Source organism: Lactiplantibacillus brownii (genome assembly GCF_031085375.1).
Classification (GTDB): domain Bacteria; phylum Bacillota; class Bacilli; order Lactobacillales; family Lactobacillaceae; genus Lactiplantibacillus; species Lactiplantibacillus brownii.
This window is the reverse complement of sequence record NZ_JAVCWF010000001.1, coordinates 1-20,083: the sequence shown is the minus strand read 5'-3', so window position 1 is coordinate 20,083 and position 20,083 is coordinate 1. Positions and strand designations below refer to the sequence as shown.

The 20,083-nt window shown below is 43.8% G+C and carries 15 protein-coding genes; all 15 read right to left on the bottom strand.

Translation table 11 applies throughout. From position 1 onward, the window contains the following. Positions 1 to 278: 278 nt before the first annotated feature. The 15 genes from RA086_RS00075 to dnaA all read right to left on the bottom strand — a co-directional run bounded on the left by RA086_RS00075 (position 279) and on the right by dnaA (position 20,083). Positions 279 to 1,529 (bottom strand): glutamate-5-semialdehyde dehydrogenase, encoded by a 1,251-nt coding sequence (locus tag RA086_RS00075; RefSeq protein ID WP_308701893.1) that lies wholly within the window; start codon positions 1,527 to 1,529, stop codon positions 279 to 281. 29 nt (positions 1,530 to 1,558) lie between these two features. Further along, entirely contained in the window at positions 1,559 to 2,356 is a 798-nt protein-coding gene (proB, locus tag RA086_RS00070) for a glutamate 5-kinase (protein ID WP_308701892.1), read from the bottom strand. Between the two features lie 43 nt (positions 2,357 to 2,399). Further along, on the bottom strand, positions 2,400 to 3,605 hold the full coding sequence (locus RA086_RS00065) for an MDR family MFS transporter (protein WP_308701891.1): 1,206 nt from the start codon (positions 3,603 to 3,605) through the stop codon (positions 2,400 to 2,402). A 784-nt stretch (positions 3,606 to 4,389) separates the two neighbouring features. Continuing rightward, positions 4,390 to 5,823: a replicative DNA helicase gene (gene dnaB / locus RA086_RS00060; protein WP_308701890.1), complete on the bottom strand. Its 1,434-nt coding sequence runs from the start codon at positions 5,821 to 5,823 to the stop codon at positions 4,390 to 4,392. 15 nt (positions 5,824 to 5,838) lie between these two features. Next, complete coding sequence (gene rplI / locus RA086_RS00055; RefSeq protein ID WP_308701889.1) at positions 5,839 to 6,291, bottom strand: 50S ribosomal protein L9; 453 nt, start codon at positions 6,289 to 6,291, stop codon at positions 5,839 to 5,841. 12 nt (positions 6,292 to 6,303) lie between these two features. Beyond that, the gene (locus RA086_RS00050; RefSeq protein WP_308701888.1) at positions 6,304 to 8,316 is read right to left on the bottom strand and encodes a DHH family phosphoesterase; all 2,013 of its coding nucleotides are present in this window, start codon (positions 8,314 to 8,316) and stop codon (positions 6,304 to 6,306) included. Positions 8,317 to 8,667: 351 nt separating this feature from the next. Next, a complete protein-coding gene (gene rpsR, locus RA086_RS00045) occupies positions 8,668 to 8,904 on the bottom strand; it encodes a 30S ribosomal protein S18 (protein ID WP_057705745.1) in 237 nt (78 codons plus the stop codon). A gap of 35 nt (positions 8,905 to 8,939) precedes the next feature. Next, the gene (gene ssb / locus RA086_RS00040; protein WP_308701887.1) at positions 8,940 to 9,557 is read right to left on the bottom strand and encodes a single-stranded DNA-binding protein; all 618 of its coding nucleotides are present in this window, start codon (positions 9,555 to 9,557) and stop codon (positions 8,940 to 8,942) included. A gap of 38 nt (positions 9,558 to 9,595) precedes the next feature. After that, a complete protein-coding gene (rpsF, locus tag RA086_RS00035) occupies positions 9,596 to 9,895 on the bottom strand; it encodes a 30S ribosomal protein S6 (RefSeq protein ID WP_308701886.1) in 300 nt (99 codons plus the stop codon). 260 nt (positions 9,896 to 10,155) lie between these two features. Continuing rightward, positions 10,156 to 12,729: a DNA gyrase subunit A gene (gyrA, locus tag RA086_RS00030; protein ID WP_308701885.1), complete on the bottom strand. Its 2,574-nt coding sequence runs from the start codon at positions 12,727 to 12,729 to the stop codon at positions 10,156 to 10,158. 298 nt (positions 12,730 to 13,027) lie between these two features. Beyond that, positions 13,028 to 14,974 (bottom strand): DNA topoisomerase (ATP-hydrolyzing) subunit B, encoded by a 1,947-nt coding sequence (gyrB, locus tag RA086_RS00025; RefSeq protein WP_308701884.1) that lies wholly within the window; start codon positions 14,972 to 14,974, stop codon positions 13,028 to 13,030. After that, the gene (gene recF / locus RA086_RS00020) at positions 14,971 to 16,095 is read right to left on the bottom strand and encodes a DNA replication/repair protein RecF (RefSeq protein WP_308701883.1); all 1,125 of its coding nucleotides are present in this window, start codon (positions 16,093 to 16,095) and stop codon (positions 14,971 to 14,973) included. The genes gyrB and recF overlap by 4 nt, the downstream gene beginning before the upstream one ends. Beyond that, the gene (yaaA, locus tag RA086_RS00015; RefSeq protein WP_308701882.1) at positions 16,096 to 16,332 is read right to left on the bottom strand and encodes a S4 domain-containing protein YaaA; all 237 of its coding nucleotides are present in this window, start codon (positions 16,330 to 16,332) and stop codon (positions 16,096 to 16,098) included. Positions 16,333 to 17,408: 1,076 nt separating this feature from the next. Continuing rightward, positions 17,409 to 18,548, bottom strand: coding sequence for a DNA polymerase III subunit beta (gene dnaN / locus RA086_RS00010; RefSeq protein ID WP_308701881.1), 1,140 nt, complete (start codon positions 18,546 to 18,548; stop codon positions 17,409 to 17,411). Positions 18,549 to 18,724: 176 nt separating this feature from the next. Then, entirely contained in the window at positions 18,725 to 20,083 is a 1,359-nt protein-coding gene (gene dnaA / locus RA086_RS00005; protein ID WP_308701880.1) for a chromosomal replication initiator protein DnaA, read from the bottom strand.

Below are 20,083 nucleotides of genomic sequence, written 5' to 3'. Positions count from 1 at the left end.
GGCCGAATTCTGCAAACTGTTGCCAGGACTCTATTCACAGGAACTCGGTCTTGATAAGGGTTTTAACGCTTATCTCTTTAAACCAAAAAAAGACCCTTTATAAGGGCCTTTTTTGAGGTGATTCGTTCAATATCCTTACAAAGGTTAAATGTGATAGCTTAGCTTTTTGTAGCGCTTACATTTACAGCTATTCGTTTGCGTTGCCGCTCCGGAATAAAAAAGTGATCGATAACACCGCAGCTCACTGCCGGTTATCGATCACTTTATAACTATTTTAATTACTTTCGCACTTGACCATTGCCATCAATGACATACTTATATGAGGTCAGTTCGGCCAAGCCCATTGGTCCCCGCGCATGTAATTTTTGAGTAGAAATCCCAATTTCGGCACCAAAGCCAAATTCAAAACCATCCGTAAATCGCGTTGACGCATTAATGTAGACACAGGCTGCATTAACGCGTTGTTGGAACAATTTGCCAGCTTGATAATTATCAGTCACGATTGCTTCTGAGTGTTGCGTGTTGTAGTGATTGATATGCTGAATGGCCGCTGCTTCAGAATCAACGACTTTGACTGCGATGATCAAATCATTATATTCCGTGCCCCAGTCAGCTTCGGTTGCGGGCACCACATCAGGAACAATTGCTTGGGTAGCGGCATCGCCACGAACCTCAACGCCTTGATCACGCAACGCAGTAATTATGGTTGGTAAATAATCAGCCGCCACTGCACGATGAATCAGCAGTTTTTCGGTCGCATTGCAGACCGAGGGACGTTGGACTTTCCCATTAACCACAATAGCGGTCGCCATTGGTAATTGCGCTGCTTGATCGACATAAACATGACAATTGCCCGCGCCAGTTTCAATAACTGGTACCGTTGCTTTTGCAAGCACCGTTTGAATCAGACGCGCACTTCCCCTTGGAATCAACACATCAATATAGTCCGTCAATTGCATAAATTTAGCCGCAGTTTCATGCGAAGTATCCTGAATCAATTGAATCGCATTTTCATCAACGTCAGCCGCAACTAATGCCGTCCGTAACACCTTAACCAGTGCTTGATTAGACTGTAAAGCTTCTTTTCCGCCGCGCAAAATCACAGCGTTGCCGGTTTTGAAACATAATGCAGACGCATCAACGGTCACATTTGGCCGGGCTTCAAATATCATGCCAATAACGCCTAGCGGCACGCGTTGTTTGGCAATCATCAATCCGGCCTCATTCCGCCAAGCCCGATCAACATTACCAATTGGATCTGGCAAAGCCGCCACTTGTCTCAAACCGGTCGCCATCGCTTGAATTCGGTCGGCCGTTAACGTTAACCGATCAATAAACTTTGATTCAATCTGCGGATTTTTAAGATCCACCGCATTTGCGGCTAAAATTTCAGCCTGCTGGTCAATTAACGCCGTAGCCATTGCTAATAACACGGCATTCTTCTTTGCTGTACTTAATAAACCTAGCTCATAACTCGCCGTTTGGGCTTGTTGACCGAGCTGTTGTAACGTCGTACTTGCCACATCCATGTTGTTTCCTCCTCGTTGTGATTACTGTCTTAGCCGAATAGGGTGCCAATTGGTTCGCCTGCTAAAATTTGAAAAATAATTGTTGGATCGGCGCCATTCGCTAAAATCATCTGACCATCAGCGTTTAGCATCCGTTCCGCAGCTTTCAACTTGGTCACCATGCCACCAGTGCCAAAGCGACTGCCACTACCACCAGCCAAGTCATACGTGTGTTGATCGACTTGCGCAATATGAGGTAATAAATTCGCTTGCGCATCACCATTCGGATTACCATCATAAAAGCCATCAATATCTGACAACATGATCAATAGGTCCGCACCAATATTCGTTGCCACAATGGCCGACAACTGATCGTTATCCCCAAATTTCGTCTCATGATCCAACTCATCAACTGCCACCGTATCATTTTCGTTTACGATTGGGACAATATTTTGCGCCAACAACGATTCAAACGTGTTGAGCACATTATGATGACTCTTCGGATAAACGAAAATATCGCGAGTCAATAATAATTGGCCGATCTTTTGTTCATAAACCGCAAAACGTTCTTTGTAAATCGAAATTAACTCGGTCTGACCAATTGCTGCGACCGCCTGTTGCTCTGGAATAGCTTTAGGGCGCTGCTTCAATCCCATATAATTCAAGCCAACGCCAATGGCTCCTGAAGAAACGAGTACCACTTCTCGACCACGATGACGCATCGCACTAATGACAAAGGCTAACTGGTCGATAGCTCGTAAATTAATGGCGCCATCCGGATAAACCAAGGTACTGGTCCCAACCTTAATGACGACTCGCTTAGCCTTCAATTTTCGCATGACTTTCAAAATTTGCACCAACTTTTTCGTTATTTTGTTTCACGTGAAACAATCACTCTTGTTTGATTTCAGTATTCAAATAATTCTTGGCATGCTGTTGGTTGACGTGGACGACACCGATGTTGACCACTAAAACAATCAATAGGACCACAAAGGCTAGTAAGAACAAGGCCTTATAGGACCATTGATCAATCACGACCCCACCAAATAGCGGGCCTAATGATCGACCAAGTGCACTGAACGCTTGCACTAATCCTTGGTAACGTCCCTTAGCACTGACCGGTGAGAGTTGACTAACCAGTGTCGGCATCGCCGGCGACCAAGTCGCCTCTCCAATCGTCAACAAGACCATCGCAAAAATGAAATGCAAATAGTCGTGTGCACTTACGAGTGATAAAAATGATAACCCTACAAATAACATGCCAAAGAAAAATTGATAATATAAATTTTTAATCCGATCACCAAGTAAACTTAGAATGCTTTGAATAATGACAAGTAACCCGGCATTAATCGTCCACAAGAAACTGTAATTCCGTAAGGGCATCCCTAAATCAGTCATGTGAACGGATAAATTGCTGACCCATTGTTCATATAATAGCCAAATTACAAATAAACTAATAAAGAAAGTCCAGACCATCCGAGCATTCGCTTTAGGTAAGGGAATATGCCGGGCTTGACGCGGATCGACCCCCGTCACCCCTGACGAATCGACGTTATATTCCAGAAAAGCAATGACCAGGAAAATCACATACAAGCCGGTCACCATACTGAATAATAACGCCATCCCCATGCTATAAACAATCCCAACAAACATGGTACCGAAGACCACACCTAAATTAGCCGCCAAATACATAAAAGTAAAGGTTCGGCGGACTTTATCATGTGGCACACTCGCCGCGAGGGCATTAAACATCGTATTTAACCAGCCGCTTGCAAAACCAGTCACGACTAGCAACAGCGGATACATGGGCCAACCATGCAAGAAGATCAAACTAAAGTTAGCCACCCCATTGATCAAAATTCCCATCAATAGCAGTATGTAGGGATTACTACGATCAAAAACACGCCCACCAATTGTACTAGCCAAGACATTAGCGATGGAATTGAGCATCAGAACGACCCCAGTTTCAGTCAACGACTTCCCTAACACATTATGCATGTAGATCGTCGTCAACGGCCAAATAAAGCTCATTCCGATGTTATTCATAAACTGTCCCACGATTAACCAAGGAATGCCAATCGTTTGTTTTCGCCCCATTACATCGCCACCTTTTTTAAAACACTAATTTCATCATAGCAAAATTAAATAAAAATAACAGTTGCTAATGCACCGTAACGTTCATATTTATTAAAATATGTCTTTAATTTCCCGACTTCGTGAATCAGCACATTTGCTGGTGAACTTCCAGCTTAGGAAAAGCCCGGCTTGTGAGACCGTCTTTTGGCTCACAAACGTGGCCACCACGTCAACAATCAGGTAATGAAAACTAGTCGACTACTGCCGCTTCCGGTTGTTGCCGATAACATGCGGACGAGGGACCGGTTCAAGCCATAGAAACGTCTTGAACCTCGTCCGGAAGCTTTGCCAAAGCCGCAAATCTCCCGGACCGTCCGTGGTGTAAGGCCGGCAAAAGAACGCCGGTCAAACACTACCTGCACGTCCGATGCTATCAGCAACAACCTCCAGCTAAGTCAGTAGTTATTTACGCTTAGCGGAGTCAATCAAAATCGGTGTGCAGTGTCGGCGAGATTAATCGGCGTTCTTTGCTGACTAATCTCGCGGGGCAATTCAAAGACGTGTTTTGTCGGCTTGGAATTGAGGCGTCAGACCGTACCTTGGCTGGCGCCGTCCCCCACAGCACACCGATTTTGACTGACGGAGCGCTAAATTTAGGTGAGTCTACTTTAGGCTTATAGGTTACCGGTACGACAACATTTGTGATGCTTTTGAGTCTTCCAACCTTTAGTTAAACACTAAAAAAAGCTGAGTCATGGCTATAGCAAACCAAACTCAGCTTATCATTCAATCCTTATTATGACACTTACCCTTGTGGCTCTTGGGCATATGAAACCGACGAGAACTTATTAAATGGTTTTACAAATAATAACTTAACGGTCCCACGGGCACCCGCCCGGTTCTTTTCAATAATGACTTCGACTTCACCAACATCTTGGTCATCCTCATCACGTGGATCACCGCCGTTGAAGTCACCGCCACCACTATTGCCACCAAAATTACCGCCGCCGTTATCATCGTCACCGTCTTCATCGCGATAGTAATCTTCACGATAAAGGAACGCAACGATATCGGCATCTTGTTCGATTGATCCAGATTCACGGATATCTGATAATACTGGTCGTTTATCTTGGCGTTGTTCCACACCACGTGACAACTGTGATAGCGCAATAACAGGAATACCAAGCTCTTTGGCGAGTTTTTTCATTTGTCGCGAGATTTCAGAAACTTCTTGTTGCCGACTTTCAGTGTTGCCACCTTCGATCAGCTGTAAATAATCGACGACGATCAAGCCCAGGTTGCCTTGCTCTTTCGCCAATCGTCGACTCTTCGCACGAATTTCTGACATTTTGATCCCAGGAGTATCGTCAATGAAAATGCTGGCTTTAGAGAGACTCCCCATGGCCACCACCAAGTGTTCCCACTCTTCTTCATCGAGTTGCCCCGTTCGCAAATGTCCGGCATCGATGCTACCTTCTGCACAAAGCATCCGGTTGACCAACGATTCGGCACCCATTTCCAAACTAAAAATAGCCACGGTCGTATCCGTCTTGGTTGCCACATTTTGGGCAATGTTCAAGGCAAAAGCCGTTTTCCCAACGGCTGGTCGGGCGGCCAAAATAATCAAGTTATCTGGTTGCAATCCGGCCGTCATCTTATCGAGTTCGGTAAACCCAGTTGGTAGCCCGGTAATATCATCATCATTTTGATATAAACGATCGATTTCTTCAATCGAAGCATTTAAAACATCTGAGATCGACTTGAAACCACTCTGATTACGTTGTTCCGAAACATTCATAATGTCCCGTTCAGCGTCATCTAACAACGTGGTAACATCATCATTTTCGGTGTAAGCCTTCGTCGTGATTTCTGTGGCAGTTTTAATCAGCCGCCGCACCGTCGCTTTTTGGGCCACGATTTTGGCATAATACCCAGCATTCGCAGCGGTGGGTACTGACCCAGCTAACTCAGCAATGTAGCTCATGCCGCCAACATCTTCCAATTGATTCTGAGCCGTTAATAAATCACTAACAGTCACCGCATCAATGGCTTCATCACGGTCATTTAACGTTACCATGCTGGCAAAAATGATCTGATGTGCTCGTCGATAAAAGTCTTGTGACTCCACGAATTCCATCGCTTCAACTAAAGCATCGCTATTTAGGAAAATAGCCCCTAAAACGGCTTTTTCAGCCTCAATATTTTGTGGTGGGGTTTGATCTAGCCCATCATTGTTCATGCGCGGTCCGTCCTTTTATTTTTCGACAACGTGGACGCGAATCTTCGCCGTTACTTCGGGGTGCAATTTAACTGGCACATTGCTGTAACCTAAAACCCGAATTGGTTCTGGTAATTCGATCTTACGTTTATCTAACTTAACTTGGTATTGATCATCTAATGCCGTTGCGATTTGTTTGCTAGGGATCGAGCCAAACAACCGGCCATCGGTCCCAGCCTTGGCTGCTAATTCAACCACCGTTTCGTCAGATTCCAAAGCAGCTTTGGTCGTCTGCGCGTTGGCTAATTCTTCTGCAGCCCGCGCAGCTTCTGATTTTTGTTCGGCCTTCAACGTATTAATAGCCGTTTTAGTGGCTTCTTTAGCCAAACCCTTTTTAATCAAAAAGTTGGTGGCATAGCCATCTGGCACATTCTTGATCTGGCCTCGTTGACCCTTACCGCGTACATCATCTAAGAAAATAACTTTCATGTGTGCTCACTCCTAATTAGCTTCTGGATTTTTATCATCTGGTACTGTCAATAAATCAATCAAAGTTTGTTTGACCGCTTCGACCGATTGACCTTCAATTTGGGTCGCGGCATTCGACAAATGCCCACCGCCACCTAATTTTTCCATGTAGACTTGGACGTTAATTTCACCTAAAGATCGCGCTGAAATCCCGATTCGGCCATCTTCACGTCGGGTAATCACGAAGGACGCGTCCACTCCCGACATCGAGAGTAACGAATCCGCAGCTTGTGCGGCCGTGACCGGATCATAGACTTGATCATTTTCACCAACACATAATGCCATATCCTGATTAACAAATTCAACCGATTCAATCAAATGATTCCGTTGTAAATAACTATCAACGTTTTCCTTCATGAACTGTTGAACAAGCAAACTGTCGGCCCCCGCAGAACGCAGGTAACTGGCGGCATCAAAAGTCCGCGAACCTGAACGTAACGAGAAGGACTTCGTATCGATGACAATCCCCGTCAACATAGCGGTTGCTTCGATTTTATTGATTGGTTCAGCATCATGTGATTGATATTCAAACATTTCAGTGATTAACTCACAGGTTGAAGAAGCATATGGTTCAATATAAACCAAAACTGGGTTTTCCGGAAATTCTTCGCCCCGTCGATGATGATCAATAATCATCACACGATTTTCAAGACGTTCATAGAGTTCCTTGGACATTGAAATGCTAGGCTTCGAGTGATCCGCCATAACCAATAAGCTTTGATCCGTCGCCTTCTCCAACGCTTCCGCTGGAGAAATAATTGAAGCTTCAATCTTTTCATCTGATTTCAACTGATCTAATAACCGTTGAATATCCGAATGTAGATTTTGTTCATCTAAGACGATCCAACATTGTTTATCATTCATTTCTGCAATCCGGCGAATCCCTAAACAGGCTCCGACCGCATCCATATCAGGTTGATGATGACCTTGCACGAAGATTTGATCGGATTGATTCATCAACTCTTGTAGCGTTTGACTAATCATCCGAGCACGAACCCGGGTCCGTTTCTCCATTGGATTCGTTTTACCACCATAGAAACGAGCAGGCTCATCTTCGGCCTTAACGACGACTTGATCCCCGCCTCGTCCAAGTGCTAAATCCATATTACTCTGCGCCAGATCGGCCAACGTATTCATGTTACGCTCACCATAGGCAATCCCGATACTCAAAGTTAACGGGAAGTTTTGTTTTGAAGTCGATTCACGAATACGATCCAAAATGCGGAACTTATTCGCTTCAACTCGTTGCAAACTGCTGGCATAGCCAAGTAAGAAAAAGTGATCATCATCTAATCGTTTAAGGTACATCCCAAACATTTGCGTCCATTTAGATAATTCGTTGGTCACATAATTATTTAAATTTGAAATATCCGTGTCGGCCATTGATTGCGTGATTTCATCATAGTTATCCAAGAAAATCTGCCCGATCACGAGTTTTTCAGCTTCAAATTGGTCGGCTAACTCGGCGTATTTAGTCACGTCCATCATATACAGGGTATTCGTGCTCTGTTGGACGCGTAAATCAAACTGGTAATCTTGCCAACGAATCGTCGCGGGCGTCTCTGAATTGGCACTCACGGCCGCTGCGAGCTCTTCGTCAACATCTTCCAACCGATAACCAATGACATCTTGGTTCCCAAAATAACGTTGTAAATACGGATTGACCCATTCAATCGTCTGGTCGGCGTTAAAGATGAGCACCCCGATCGGCATTTGAATCAGGGCTTCTTGTTCACCACGTTTAATTCGATATGACAGGTCAGAAATATACTCATTGGCGCTCGAACTCAATTCTATTAACGTATTGTACGACATGAAACCGGCCATAATAATTAGGACCAGCACCACCGTGCCAAAAATCCAATTCATTAAATAACCGGTCACCAAAGTAATCAACGACAAGCCCAAAATAACTAAAGCTAACAGGCGTAATTGTTGATTCTGTAAGAAAAATGGAATGTTTTCGCGCGAAAAAAATTTTTTCATTTGAAATTCCCTCAAGTATTCTCAGTAATAGTTATATTTTATCACAAACCAGGGTAGCGTTTCAGCGTTGTCCTCGAAAAGGCCCACAACCACGCTAACCGATAATTTTTGGCAATTAAATACGATCAGGCGCCATTGATTAGCCTCAGGCAAAGTCTATTGATTCAGTGTCAACTGCTGCATGAGCCAATCGTAACTACCCTTTATCCCTGATCGTAAAATCAATTTCCTTTTACCACACGATTTTTTAGACAAACTTGGCTTGCAACATAGCGTTGTTAACCGGCTTTTACTCAAATTTTAGGCCAAAATAAAAAACCACAGAATTCTGTGGTTTTTAGTTGGCTTGAATTATTCTTCTGAAACGAATGGTAATAAGCCCATGATCCGTGCGCGTTTGATTGCAATAGTTAAAGAACGTTGGTTCTTAGCACTAGTACCCGTTACACGACGTGGCAAAATCTTGCCCCGTTCTGAAACGAAACGACGTAATAAATCAGTATCTTTATAATCGATATATTCGATATGGTTAGCGGCGATGAAGTCGACTTTACGACGACGACGGCCACCTCTTCTTTGTTGTGCCATTGGTATTTCCCTCCTCGATATCCGTAGCTAAGCTACTAGAATGGTAAATCATCATCCGAAATATCAATTTGATCCCCATTATTGGCAAATGGATCGGCTTGGTTATTATTGGACCCACTCGTTGGGGCACCATTATTACCATTACCAGCTGGCGCATTTGAGCTCGCAGCACTTGCCGGATTACCATTACCAAAAGGATTGTTATTGTTATTCGATGAAGATTGTTGAGGAGCTGCATTTTGGTCTTGACGATTGTACCCATTGTTATTATTGTAACCAGCATTATTACTACTGCCGTTACCGCCATTTGCAGTCTGATGACGCTCAGATTCTGCGCGTGATTCTAATAATGAGAAGTTGTCAACGACCACTTCTGTAACATAAACTCGTTGCCCTTGTTGGTTTTCATAGTTCCGGGTTTGAATCCGGCCATCAATCCCAACAAGTGACCCTTTATGGGTGAAGTTTGCAAAATTTTCAGCAGCCTTACGCCAAATGACGCAATTGATGAAATCAGCTTCACGTTCCCCATTTTGATTAGTAAAACTCCGGTTAACGGCCAAAGTGAACGATGCCACCGCGGCACCACCAGAAGTGTATCGTAATTCGGGATCTCTTGTTAGTCGGCCAACAAGAACTGAACGGTTAATCATAGACAGAAGTGCTCCTCTCGTAAATTATTTCGAATTAATTAGTCTTCGCGACGAACGATCATGTGACGTAAAATGTCATCATTGATCTTTGAAAGCCGATCAAATTCGTTCAATGGGGCATCATCAGTTGTCGTTACATTAACGATATGATAAGTACCTTCGTTGAACCCGCCGATTTCGTATGCGAAACGACGCTTCGACCAGTCTTTTGAATCAATTACTTCAGCACCGTTATCGGTTAAGATTTTGTCAAAACGATCAACTAACGCTGTCTTAGCAGCATCATCGATGTCTGGACGTACGATGTAAGTAATTTCATATTTCTTTGATTCACTCATGAAATTTGCACCTCCTTATGGACTTCAGGCCCCTTCTTTTGAAAGAGCAAGGAAAGTAATCTAATCAAGCTTAGATACTCACGAAGTAAAAGTATAACATCTAACTTAGTTTGTTGCAAGGTTTGGCGCAGCCGACAAAACAAAAAATCCCAATCACGTTACACCTATTATTTACGCCGATTGCTCAGGAAAATCTTTTTATTTCTGAAAAAAAGTCGTCACCAGTGAAAATAACCTGGTGACGACTTTTTCGTTAGTTCCTATTCTGAATCTGGATGTGTTTGATCTGCTGAATCATTAGTTGCGCCTTCAGCGGTAGTTGCTTCACTGGCTGGATCAGCAATGGTGCTAGTCTCAGCCGCTTGACTATCTGCAGTTTGGTCATCATCGGTTTCAGGTTCTGGATCAACCTTCGCCATAGTGGCAACCTTGCCTTTATCGTCTAAGCGAATCAACCGGACCCCTAAGGTTGCTCGTCCAGTTTGCGAAACAGTGGCAATATTAAAGCGAATCATAACCCCTTGATCAGTCATCACCATAATATCTTCAGTCCCACTGACAGTCGTTAAGCCAGCCAAATGACCATTCTTTTCAGTCACATTAGCCGTCTTAATCCCTTTACCGCCACGACCCTTGATTGGGTATTCGGCAGCCGGCGTTTGCTTACCATAACCTTTTTCAGTAATGATAAAGACGTTACTGTCAGGTTTAAGAATGTCGAACCCAATGACAAAATCATCATCGCGTAATCGAATTCCGCGTACCCCAGCAGCTGTCCGACCCATCGAGCGAACCGTGGTTTCATCGAAGCTAACGGCATAACCATTATGCGTCCCAATGATCATGTTTTGTGAGCCATCGGTGATGGTAACACCAATCAATTCATCGTCATCTTTCAACGTAATAGCCTTGAGACCATTACTCCGGATATTCGAGAATTCTTGGACTGGGGTCCGTTTAACGACCCCTTTGACCGTGGTGAAGAACAAGAATTTGTCGCTATCGCTGGCATCACCAGAGACATTGACGACGGCCTGGATCTTTTCACCAGAGTTAACTCCCAGCAAATTAATAACTGGAATCCCCTTAGCAGTCCGACCGTATTCAGGAATTTCGTAAGCCTTCATCCGGTAAACTTTACCAGCATTGGTGAAGAACAACAGCACATCATGTGTTGAAGTCGTCAACAAATGCTCAATGAAGTCATCATCATGAACGTCCATCCCTTGAATCCCACGACCACCACGATGTTGTGATTTAAATTCAGTCGTTGGCAGGCGTTTGATGTAGCCATTATGCGTCAAGGTAACGGCAACTTCTTCTTCTTCGATCAAGTCTTCGTCTTCAATACTCAAGACTTCGCCGACCATTAATTCAGTCCGACGCGCATCACCAAATTTACGTTGAATCTCAAGTAGTTCTTCGTAAATCAACTGGTTAATCCGTTCTTTGCTGGCCAAAATTGCTTTGTAATCCGCAATTGATTTCAGCAAGTCTTGATATTCACTTTCGATCTTTTCGCGTTCCAAACCAGTCAAACGAACAAGTCGCATATCTAAGATTGCTTGAGCTTGTTTGTCAGATAACCCATAGTTATCCATTAACTGATTCTTGGCGATATCACTCGTCTGTGATTGGCGAATAATCGTGATAATTTCATCAATATGATCCAGCGCAATCCGCAAGCCTTCTAGAATATGTGCCCGCGCTTGAGCCTTCTTCAAGTCAAATTGCGTCCGTCGCCGAATGACATCTTCTTGATGTTCCAAATAATAAATCAAGATTTGCTTCAAGCTTAAGACTTTTGGTGCGCCCTTAACGATGGCCAACATGTTAAAGCCAAAATTAGTTTGCATCAACGTCATCTTGTAAAGATTATTCAGAATAACTGATGCACTGGCATCACGCCGCACATCAATGACGACCCGCATCCCTTCTCGGTCACTTTCATCGTTGATATCCGTGATACCTTCGATTTCTTTGTCCCGAGCTAACGATGCGATACGTTCAATCAACTTGGCTTTATTGACCATATATGGCAATTCAGTCACGATGATCCGTTGCTTACCGTTCTTTTGTTCTTGAATATCCACCTTGGCGCGAATGATAATATTCCCGCGGCCAGTTTCATAAGCTTTTCGAATCCCGGATTTACCCATGACGATCCCGCCAGTTGGGAAATCAGGCCCTGGAACAGCTTCCATCAAATCTGCGGTTGTCGCATCCGGGTTTTTCATCAATAAATGAATTGCCGAGATCACTTCAGATAAATTATGCGGTGGAATATTAGTGGTCATCCCAACAGCAATCCCAGTCGCCCCATTAACTAATAAGTTAGGGAAACGAGCTGGTAAGACTTCTGGTTCCCGTTCGGTATCATCGTAGTTAGGTTGCCAATTAACGGTATCTTTATTGATATCACGCAACATTTCGACCGCAATTTTACTCAATCGTGCTTCGGTATACCGCATTGCGGCAGCGCCATCACCATCGACTGAGCCGAAGTTCCCATGACCATCCACTAACATGTAGCGATAACTAAAGTCTTGGGCCATCCGAACCATGGATTCATAAATCGCTGAGTCACCATGAGGATGATACTTCCCCATGACGTCCCCAACAATTCTGGCCGATTTCTTGTACGGTTTATCGGGAGTTACCCCAAGTTCACTCATACCGTAAAGAATCCGCCGGTGAACAGGTTTCAAGCCATCTCGTACGTCAGGTAAAGCCCGCGCCACAATAACACTCATTGCGTAGCTTAAGAATGACGTCCGCATGGTCTTGGACAAGTTCACATCGGTTATTCGATTTGGTAAATCTGATTCAGCCAAGTCTTGTATCCTCCTTCATCTGTGTTTGCCAATTCGCTTTTAAATTCGTTATTTTTTGTCGTTATCTTTGAATGTCGCTTTCACCAACCGGTTTTTGAACAACAACCTAAGTCATCACTGGATATTAGTTCACTAGCCACCGGGGCTCAGCTGTGGAATTCCCTTAGTCACGATTTAGTGACTTAGGGAAAACCGAGCTTGAAGACGTGGGTTACGGCTTCAAGTCGTGTTCACAGCGTTCCAGCCCGTCACGGTGGCTAATGAACGGCAAAGCGAACGTTATCATTGACCTGATTTGTTAGACATCTAAGTCCTTAACGAACACCGCGTTATCTTCGATAAATTCACGCCGCGGTTTAACTTGGTCACCCATCAACATTGAGAAGACGCTATCGGCATCCGCCGCGTCATCATCACGTACTCGAAGTAACCGCCGCTTGTCGGGATCCATCGTGGTTTCCCACAATTGCTCCGCATCCATTTCACCAAGCCCTTTGTATCGTTGAACAACTGGTTTTGGTGACGGCGCTAATTGACCAACGACTTCTTTCAATTCTTCGTCGGAATCAATATATTTAACGAATTTTCCTTGCCGCACTTGATACAACGGTGGTTGGGCGATATACACGAAACCGGCATCAACTAATGGCCGCATATAGCGATAGAACAAGGTTAGTAACAGCGTCCGAATATGGGCACCATCGACATCGGCATCGGTCATGATAATCAATTTGTGATAATTGGCCTTGCTTAAATCAAAGTCGCCACCAAAGCCTGTTCCCATCGCGGTAAATAATGACCGAATTTCTTCGTTAGCCAAGATCTTATCGATGCTGGCTTTTTCAACGTTCAAAATTTTACCCCGAATCGGTAAAATGGCTTGTGTCAATCGTGAACGGCCTTGCTTGGCTGACCCACCGGCGGAATCTCCTTCGACAATGAATAATTCACTGATTGCAGGATCTTTACTGGTGTTATCAGCTAATTTACCAGGCAAATTACTGATTTCCAGGCCACTCTTTTTCCGCGTCACTTCCCGCGCACGTTTTGCAGCAACCCGTGCTTTGGAAGCTAGTGCCCCTTTGTCGACCACTTTACGGCCAATGCTAGGGTTTTCCATCAAATACTTGCTAAAGTGTTCAGAGAATAAGTGATCAACCGCTGCTCTGGCATCCGAGTTTCCTAATTTAGTCTTCGTTTGACCTTCAAATTGAGGGTTCGGATGTTTGACACTGACAACCGCCGTCATCCCTTCACGGACATCTTCACCAGATAAATTGGCTTCGTTATCCTTCAACATCCCATTCTTCCGCGCATAATCATTGATAACCCGCGTCAAGGCCCGTTTGAACCCTTCTTCATGGGTCCCACCTTCATAGGTATGGATATTGTTAGTAAACGTCATCAAATTACTGTGATAATCATCCGTATATTGCAAAGCAACTTCAACGGTGATGCCATTTTGTTCGCCTTCCACGTAAATTGGATCTGGGAACAAGACAGTCTTATTTTTATCTAAGAATTCAACGTAGTGCCGAATCCCACCTTCATACAAGAAATCTTTTTCGGTAGGTTCTTCAGGCCGTTCGTCACGAATCGAAATCTGTAATCCCTTATTCAAGAAAGCGAGTTCACGAATCCGAGTCGTTAAAATATCAATATCATAAGTCGTGGTTTCCTGGAAGATATCTGGATCTGGCAAGAAATGAACGACCGTCCCATGTGCATCTTCAGGACAAGTGTCGATGACTTTCATTGGCGTTTTAACTTTGCCGCGAGCAAAATCCATGTAATAAACTTTGCCTTCATGGTAGACCTTAACGTCTAGTTCTGAGGACAAGGCGTTGACGACCGAAGCCCCAACCCCATGTAGCCCACCAGAAACTTTATAGCCGCCACCGCCAAATTTACCACCGGCATGAAGAATCGTGAAAACAGTTTCCAAAGCAGGTTTCCCAGTTTTGGCTTGCGTCCCCACTGGAATTCCCCGACCATTATCAGTCACGGTAACGCTATTGTCTTTTTCAACGGTCACATGAATTTTGTCAGCAAAACCAGCTAACGCTTCATCAATCCCGTTATCGACAATTTCCCAGACTAAATGATGCAGTCCCTGGCTACTGGTCGTCCCGATATACATCCCAGGACGTTTCCGGACAGCTTCAAGACCTTCCAAAACTTGAATTTGGCTGGCGTCATATTCACGAGCGCGTTCAAGCTTGGTTTCTTTTTCGTTTTCGGTCAATGCGGTTCCTCCTCATGTAAAATGCCATGGTTAACTTCAAATACTTTCGGTTCATTGATCAATTTTCTTGCAACACCATCTAAGCTTGGGGTTGTCAAAAAAGTTTGAACTTTATTTTGAATCGCTGTCAGCAAATGTGTTTGCCGCGCAGCGTCCAATTCTGATAGCACATCGTCTAATAGTAAGACCGGATATTCACCCGTTTCAGCCTTCATTAAATCAATTTCAGCCAACTTGACCGAGAGTGCCGTGGTCCGTTGCTGGCCTTGCGACCCAAACGTCTGCACATTTTTGCCGTTGACACTAAACTGCAAATCATCACGATGCGGCCCAAGCAACGTGGTCCCTTGAAAAATTTCCTTAGCTTGCTGCTGGGCGTACATCTTTTGCAAAGTTTGATAAATCTGATCAACTGACGTCAAATTTTCGTCAGCGACTTGGGTCTGATAATGAAAGCTCAGTTGTTCCTGATCTTGCGTAATTTCAGCGTGAACCACTTGTGCCCAATGTTCGAGTTGTTTCAATAACTCGAGCCGTTTAGCAATAATTTCCGCACCAAACGCCGCCAATTGGTCTGACAGCACACCAAGATACACTTTATCCTTAGCTTCATGGTGATTGAGTTGGCGTAAATACTGATTGCGCTGCTTTAAAATCGCCCGATACTGACTAAGGTTATAAAGGTATCTGGGACTCATCTGGCCGAATTCCATATCCATGAAGCGCCGCCGAATTGCCGGGGCTCCCTTCACGATTGATAGATCCTCCGGCGCAAAGACAATCACATTAAGATTGCCAATATACTGCGACAATTTGGCTTGCTCAAGATGGTTCACTTTGGCCCGCTTGCCTTTTTTGCCTAACTCCAACTCTAATGGCAGACTACCTGTTGCTTTATGTAGCCGCCCTTTCAGAGTTGCTGTCGTCGCTTGCCAACGAATCAATTCTTTATCATTGGCAGTCCGGTGGCTTCGCGTCAGCGCCAAAACATAAATGGCCTCTAGCAGGTTCGTTTTGCCTTGCGCATTTTCTCCTAACAAGACATTAACGCCCTGACTAAAGGTCACCGCTAACTGCTCGTAATTCCGAAAGTCGTGCAGCTCCAAATTTTCTAAGTACATCTAATCAGTCGTTTCTGTCCGATTTGAGCGAATAAAAAATGACCCGTTATCCGCAATTTCAATCGTGTCGCCGGGATAGAGCTTGCGACCGCGCCGATCATCGGGTTCACCATTAACTAAGACTTTTGTTTCACGCAAAAACCACTTAGCTTGACCACCGGAACTAATGATGGCCTCTTCTTTTAACATCTGCCCTAAGGTAATAAAGGGTGTGTCAATCTGTACTGGCTGTTTCAAAATGTCACCTGCCTAACTTTCAATTACAAGCTATCAAACGTGTGCACGAGTGCTTTTGCACACTCCTCAACAGCTTATATTATACCTGTTTTTCTATGAAAATTCAATTTATAACCGCGCTCAGAGCCATTTTAAGACGATTTAAGTAAAACTAATGTCGGGGTACTTGCCTAGGGGTAAATTTGCTAGAATTCGAAATATTTACGGATTTTCGCGAAATTGCTTATTTTTTTACATCAAAAATCGCTTGGATTCCATTTTCATCGGTTCGATTGCATGACCCATCCCAACTTTTACTCCCGTTCAAACAGTTGCTAATCCCCATTAGATACCAATCTTACCATCAAATTTGACGCAATCGTGCTGAAAAACTTTGGTTGCTGCCAACATCGTAGCTATCATATCTGTCCTATTAAGTATCCGTTTAGCTTGCCGTTCCGGTTGGTCTAGACTGATGCTAGAACGTGGTGGCCACGTTTGTGAGCCAAAGTACGGTCTCACAAGCCGGGCTTTTCCTAAGCTGGAAGTTCACCAGCAAAGGAAAATTTCACCACTGAGCATCATCCAGCCCGCCCTGCACTAATCAGTAATCTCAATATGATATGAATTGAGTTTTGGAGATATTAAGATGACTAATGCTTTGATTACAATCACTATTTAACGTCGGAGTTGACCAGCCCGTTTGCCGTGTCGAGACACTTAGCTGGGTGGTTTTACCCAGGTGAGTGTCTGGCCGACTTTTAAGACGTGTACTTTGGCTTGAAAGCGCCCTGCAGACCGTTCTTTGGCTGCAGGTCTGCCTCACAGCAAATGAGCTGGTCAACGGAGACGGACAATTAATGCATTGTTTTAGTAAATATGATAACTACACAACAACGATTCTGTTCAAAAGGGCTTGATTTTAACTAAATGTATAAATGCATGAGTACTAAATATGTTTCGTAACTTCAAAAGTTTCACCATTTTGTAACGCTGATTAATTACTGTTTTGCGCGCCTTTAGTGCTAACAAAAAAGGCCGCCAATTCATAACGAATCAACGGTCTTTTACTAGCAATTGTATATTTATTCAGTTAACTAGAACGTTCGAACTGGCGTGATTAATTGGATAAAGTTTTCGCCTTCCTCAGTTGGAACTAAGGTGAATGGGCGCAATGCCATCGTAAACGAAATCTTGATCATGGCTTGACCGAATGAATGGAGCGCTTCTTTCATGTAATCAGGGTTAAACGAAATTTCGAGTTCGTCGCCGTCTAACTCAGCGGGTTGCAACTGTTCGGTAACTTCCCCAACATCAGGTGAATTCCCAAAAATCGTAATCGTTTTATCGGTTGGATTGACTGAAAAACGCACCACATTGTTCCGACTTTCATGTGAAAGTAAAGAAGCCCGTTCAATAGCCGCTGATAATGCTGGTGCTTCAATTTCTACCGTGGTGTTTGATTCTTTAGGGATCAAACGTGATGTATCTGGGTAGTTTCCTTCTAGTAATCGTGAGTAAAACGAGGTGTTACCAAGCTTGAAGAGTACTTGGTTTTCGGACAATCGCATCTGAACGTCAGGATTGCCATCACCAATCATCCGTGATAATTCAGTTAAACTTTTCCCAGGAATAATTACGTCATAGTCGGCGTTATTCGCTTCTGGTAACTTAATTTTTCGTTGACTCAAACGGTGTGAATCCGTTGCGACAGCTAAGAATTCCCCATTTGCAAGGATGAAATGAACCCCGGTCAAAATGGGACGACTTTCTTGGCTAGAAACCGCAATAACCGTTTGACCAATCAATTCTTTAAAAACATCACCGGCTAGCGTGATCGTATTGGTCGTGTCGATTTCTGGAAGATGCGGATAATTTTCCGGATCTAAGCCATTAATCGTAAACGAAGCCGCGCCAGAAGTGATTTGCGTTTGAAAACCATCTGTTACGGCAATGGTCATCGTATCTTCAGGTAATTTCTTAACGATTTCACTGAAAAAACGAGCGGGTAAAACGATTGAACCAGCATCTTCAACGACTAACGTATTGTTGTCATCGTCAGCTGGAATCGTGGTTTCAATTGAAATATCAGCATCACTACCAGTTAAAGTAATGCCTTCAGTAGCAACATCCAACTTTAACCCAGTCAAAATTGGAATTGTTGTTTTTGATGAGATAGCGCGTTGCACGTTATTTAATTCTTTAATAAATGCAGATCGGTTAATCGTGAACTTCATAGATAAATCCTCTCTTCTTCGTGATGCGGGTCTATATATAGATTAAGTACTAAAAGATCGTAGTAATAGTAGGGCAGTGGGTAATGTGGAAAAGTTCGCTGAAGGCTAGCGCTGATTAGTTTTCCACATGTGCATAAGTTGTGGAAAACTTTTCGAGTTATTAGCTTTTATCCACACTAGGCTTTGAGCTGACTTTTCAAATCGCCAATGGCTTGTTGTAAATCAGGATCAGTTTTTAGTGCTGCCGCAATTTTATCATAAGCATGAATGACGGTGGTATGATCTTTGCCGCCAAATTCATTCCCGATGCGTGGCAATGAGCTATCCGTTAGTTCGCGAGATAGATACATGGCGATTTGCCGCGGAGTGACAATCTGTTTATTACGTTTTTTACCCTTTAGTTCGGCCATGGTGACATGGTAATATTTAGCCACCTTTTCCTGAATGACCGGAATAGAAACTTCCGACAATTTGTTACTTAAATTGAGACTCTTCAAGGCGTCAGCGACTAAACTAGTCGTGATTTTTGAGTTGTTTAGCTGCGAATAAGCTTGAACTCGCGCTAAGGCGCCCTCAAGTTCACGCACGTTGGAGTCGATTTGACCCGCAATGTAACTTAACGTGTCATCGGGAATATCGATATTCTCTAAATCAGCCTTGTTCCGTAAAATAGCAATCCGTGTTTCGAGGTCCGGTGGGGTAATATCAACGGATAAGCCCCATTTGAATCTTGAAACTAAGCGATCTTGTAATTTTGGAATCTCGTTTGGTAAGCGATCAGAAGTGAGGACGATTTGCTTATCATCTTCATATAAAGCATTGAAAGTATGGAAGAACTCTTCTTGCGTTGCTTCCTTATTAGCAAAGAATTGAATATCATCGACCAACAGGAGATCAACGTTACGATACTCTTCACGAAATGATTCTTGCGTCCCAGTTTGGATGGCATTAATTAAATCATTGGTGAAAGCTTCACTCGTCACGTATTTGACCTTGCGACTCGGGTCAGTCTCTAATAATTTGTTACCAATAGCGTGCATCAAGTGGGTCTTACCTAACCCGACGCCCCCATAGAAAAACAACGGATTATACATCGTGCCCGGTTCTTCGGACACCACTAACGCCGCGGCATGAGCCATTTGGTTGCCCTTGCCGATGACGAAACTTTCAAATGTATACTTTGGGTTGAGTTTCGTTTCCCGCATAAATGTGGGGGTAGTTGCAGCGGTCGTTTCACCGGATGCAACGTTACCGGTAGTTGCTTGCGATTTTTTCGTAAGCTGCTGACGTTCTTCTTCAGTTATCATCACTGGCGTAATCTGCTCATTAGTAGCTTGAAAGGCATAATCGGTAAATTTTGCTGCCAAGTTATTTTCCCAATAATCACGATGCAATTTTGTTGGGACTTCGATTGTCATCTGTAGATTATTAAGTTGGAGTGGTTTCGCCGGCTCGACAAACGTCTGAAAAGTGATCGATGAAAGATCACCCTTCATGGAGAACTTAATGATATTCCATAAGTCATTACGTTCCAG

Bases quoted from the DNA above. Each gene is read 5' to 3' on its own strand.
- dnaN (WP_308701881.1), bottom strand. From the start codon at position 18,548: ATGAAGTTCACGATTAACCGATCTGCATTTATTAAAGAATTAAATAAC.
- RA086_RS00050 (WP_308701888.1), bottom strand. From the start codon at position 8,316: ATGAAAAAATTTTTTTCGCGCGAAAACATTCCATTTTTCTTACAGAAT.
- dnaB (WP_308701890.1), bottom strand. From the start codon at position 5,823: ATGAACAATGATGGGCTAGATCAAACCCCACCACAAAATATTGAGGCT.
- RA086_RS00075 (WP_308701893.1), bottom strand. From the start codon at position 1,529: ATGGATGTGGCAAGTACGACGTTACAACAGCTCGGTCAACAAGCCCAA.
- rplI (WP_308701889.1), bottom strand. From the start codon at position 6,291: ATGAAAGTTATTTTCTTAGATGATGTACGCGGTAAGGGTCAACGAGGC.
- RA086_RS00065 (WP_308701891.1), bottom strand. From the start codon at position 3,605: ATGGGGCGAAAACAAACGATTGGCATTCCTTGGTTAATCGTGGGACAG.
- rpsR (WP_057705745.1), bottom strand. From the start codon at position 8,904: ATGGCACAACAAAGAAGAGGTGGCCGTCGTCGTCGTAAAGTCGACTTC.
- ssb (WP_308701887.1), bottom strand. From the start codon at position 9,557: ATGATTAACCGTTCAGTTCTTGTTGGCCGACTAACAAGAGATCCCGAA.
- rpsF (WP_308701886.1), bottom strand. From the start codon at position 9,895: ATGAGTGAATCAAAGAAATATGAAATTACTTACATCGTACGTCCAGAC.
- recF (WP_308701883.1), bottom strand. From the start codon at position 16,095: ATGTACTTAGAAAATTTGGAGCTGCACGACTTTCGGAATTACGAGCAG.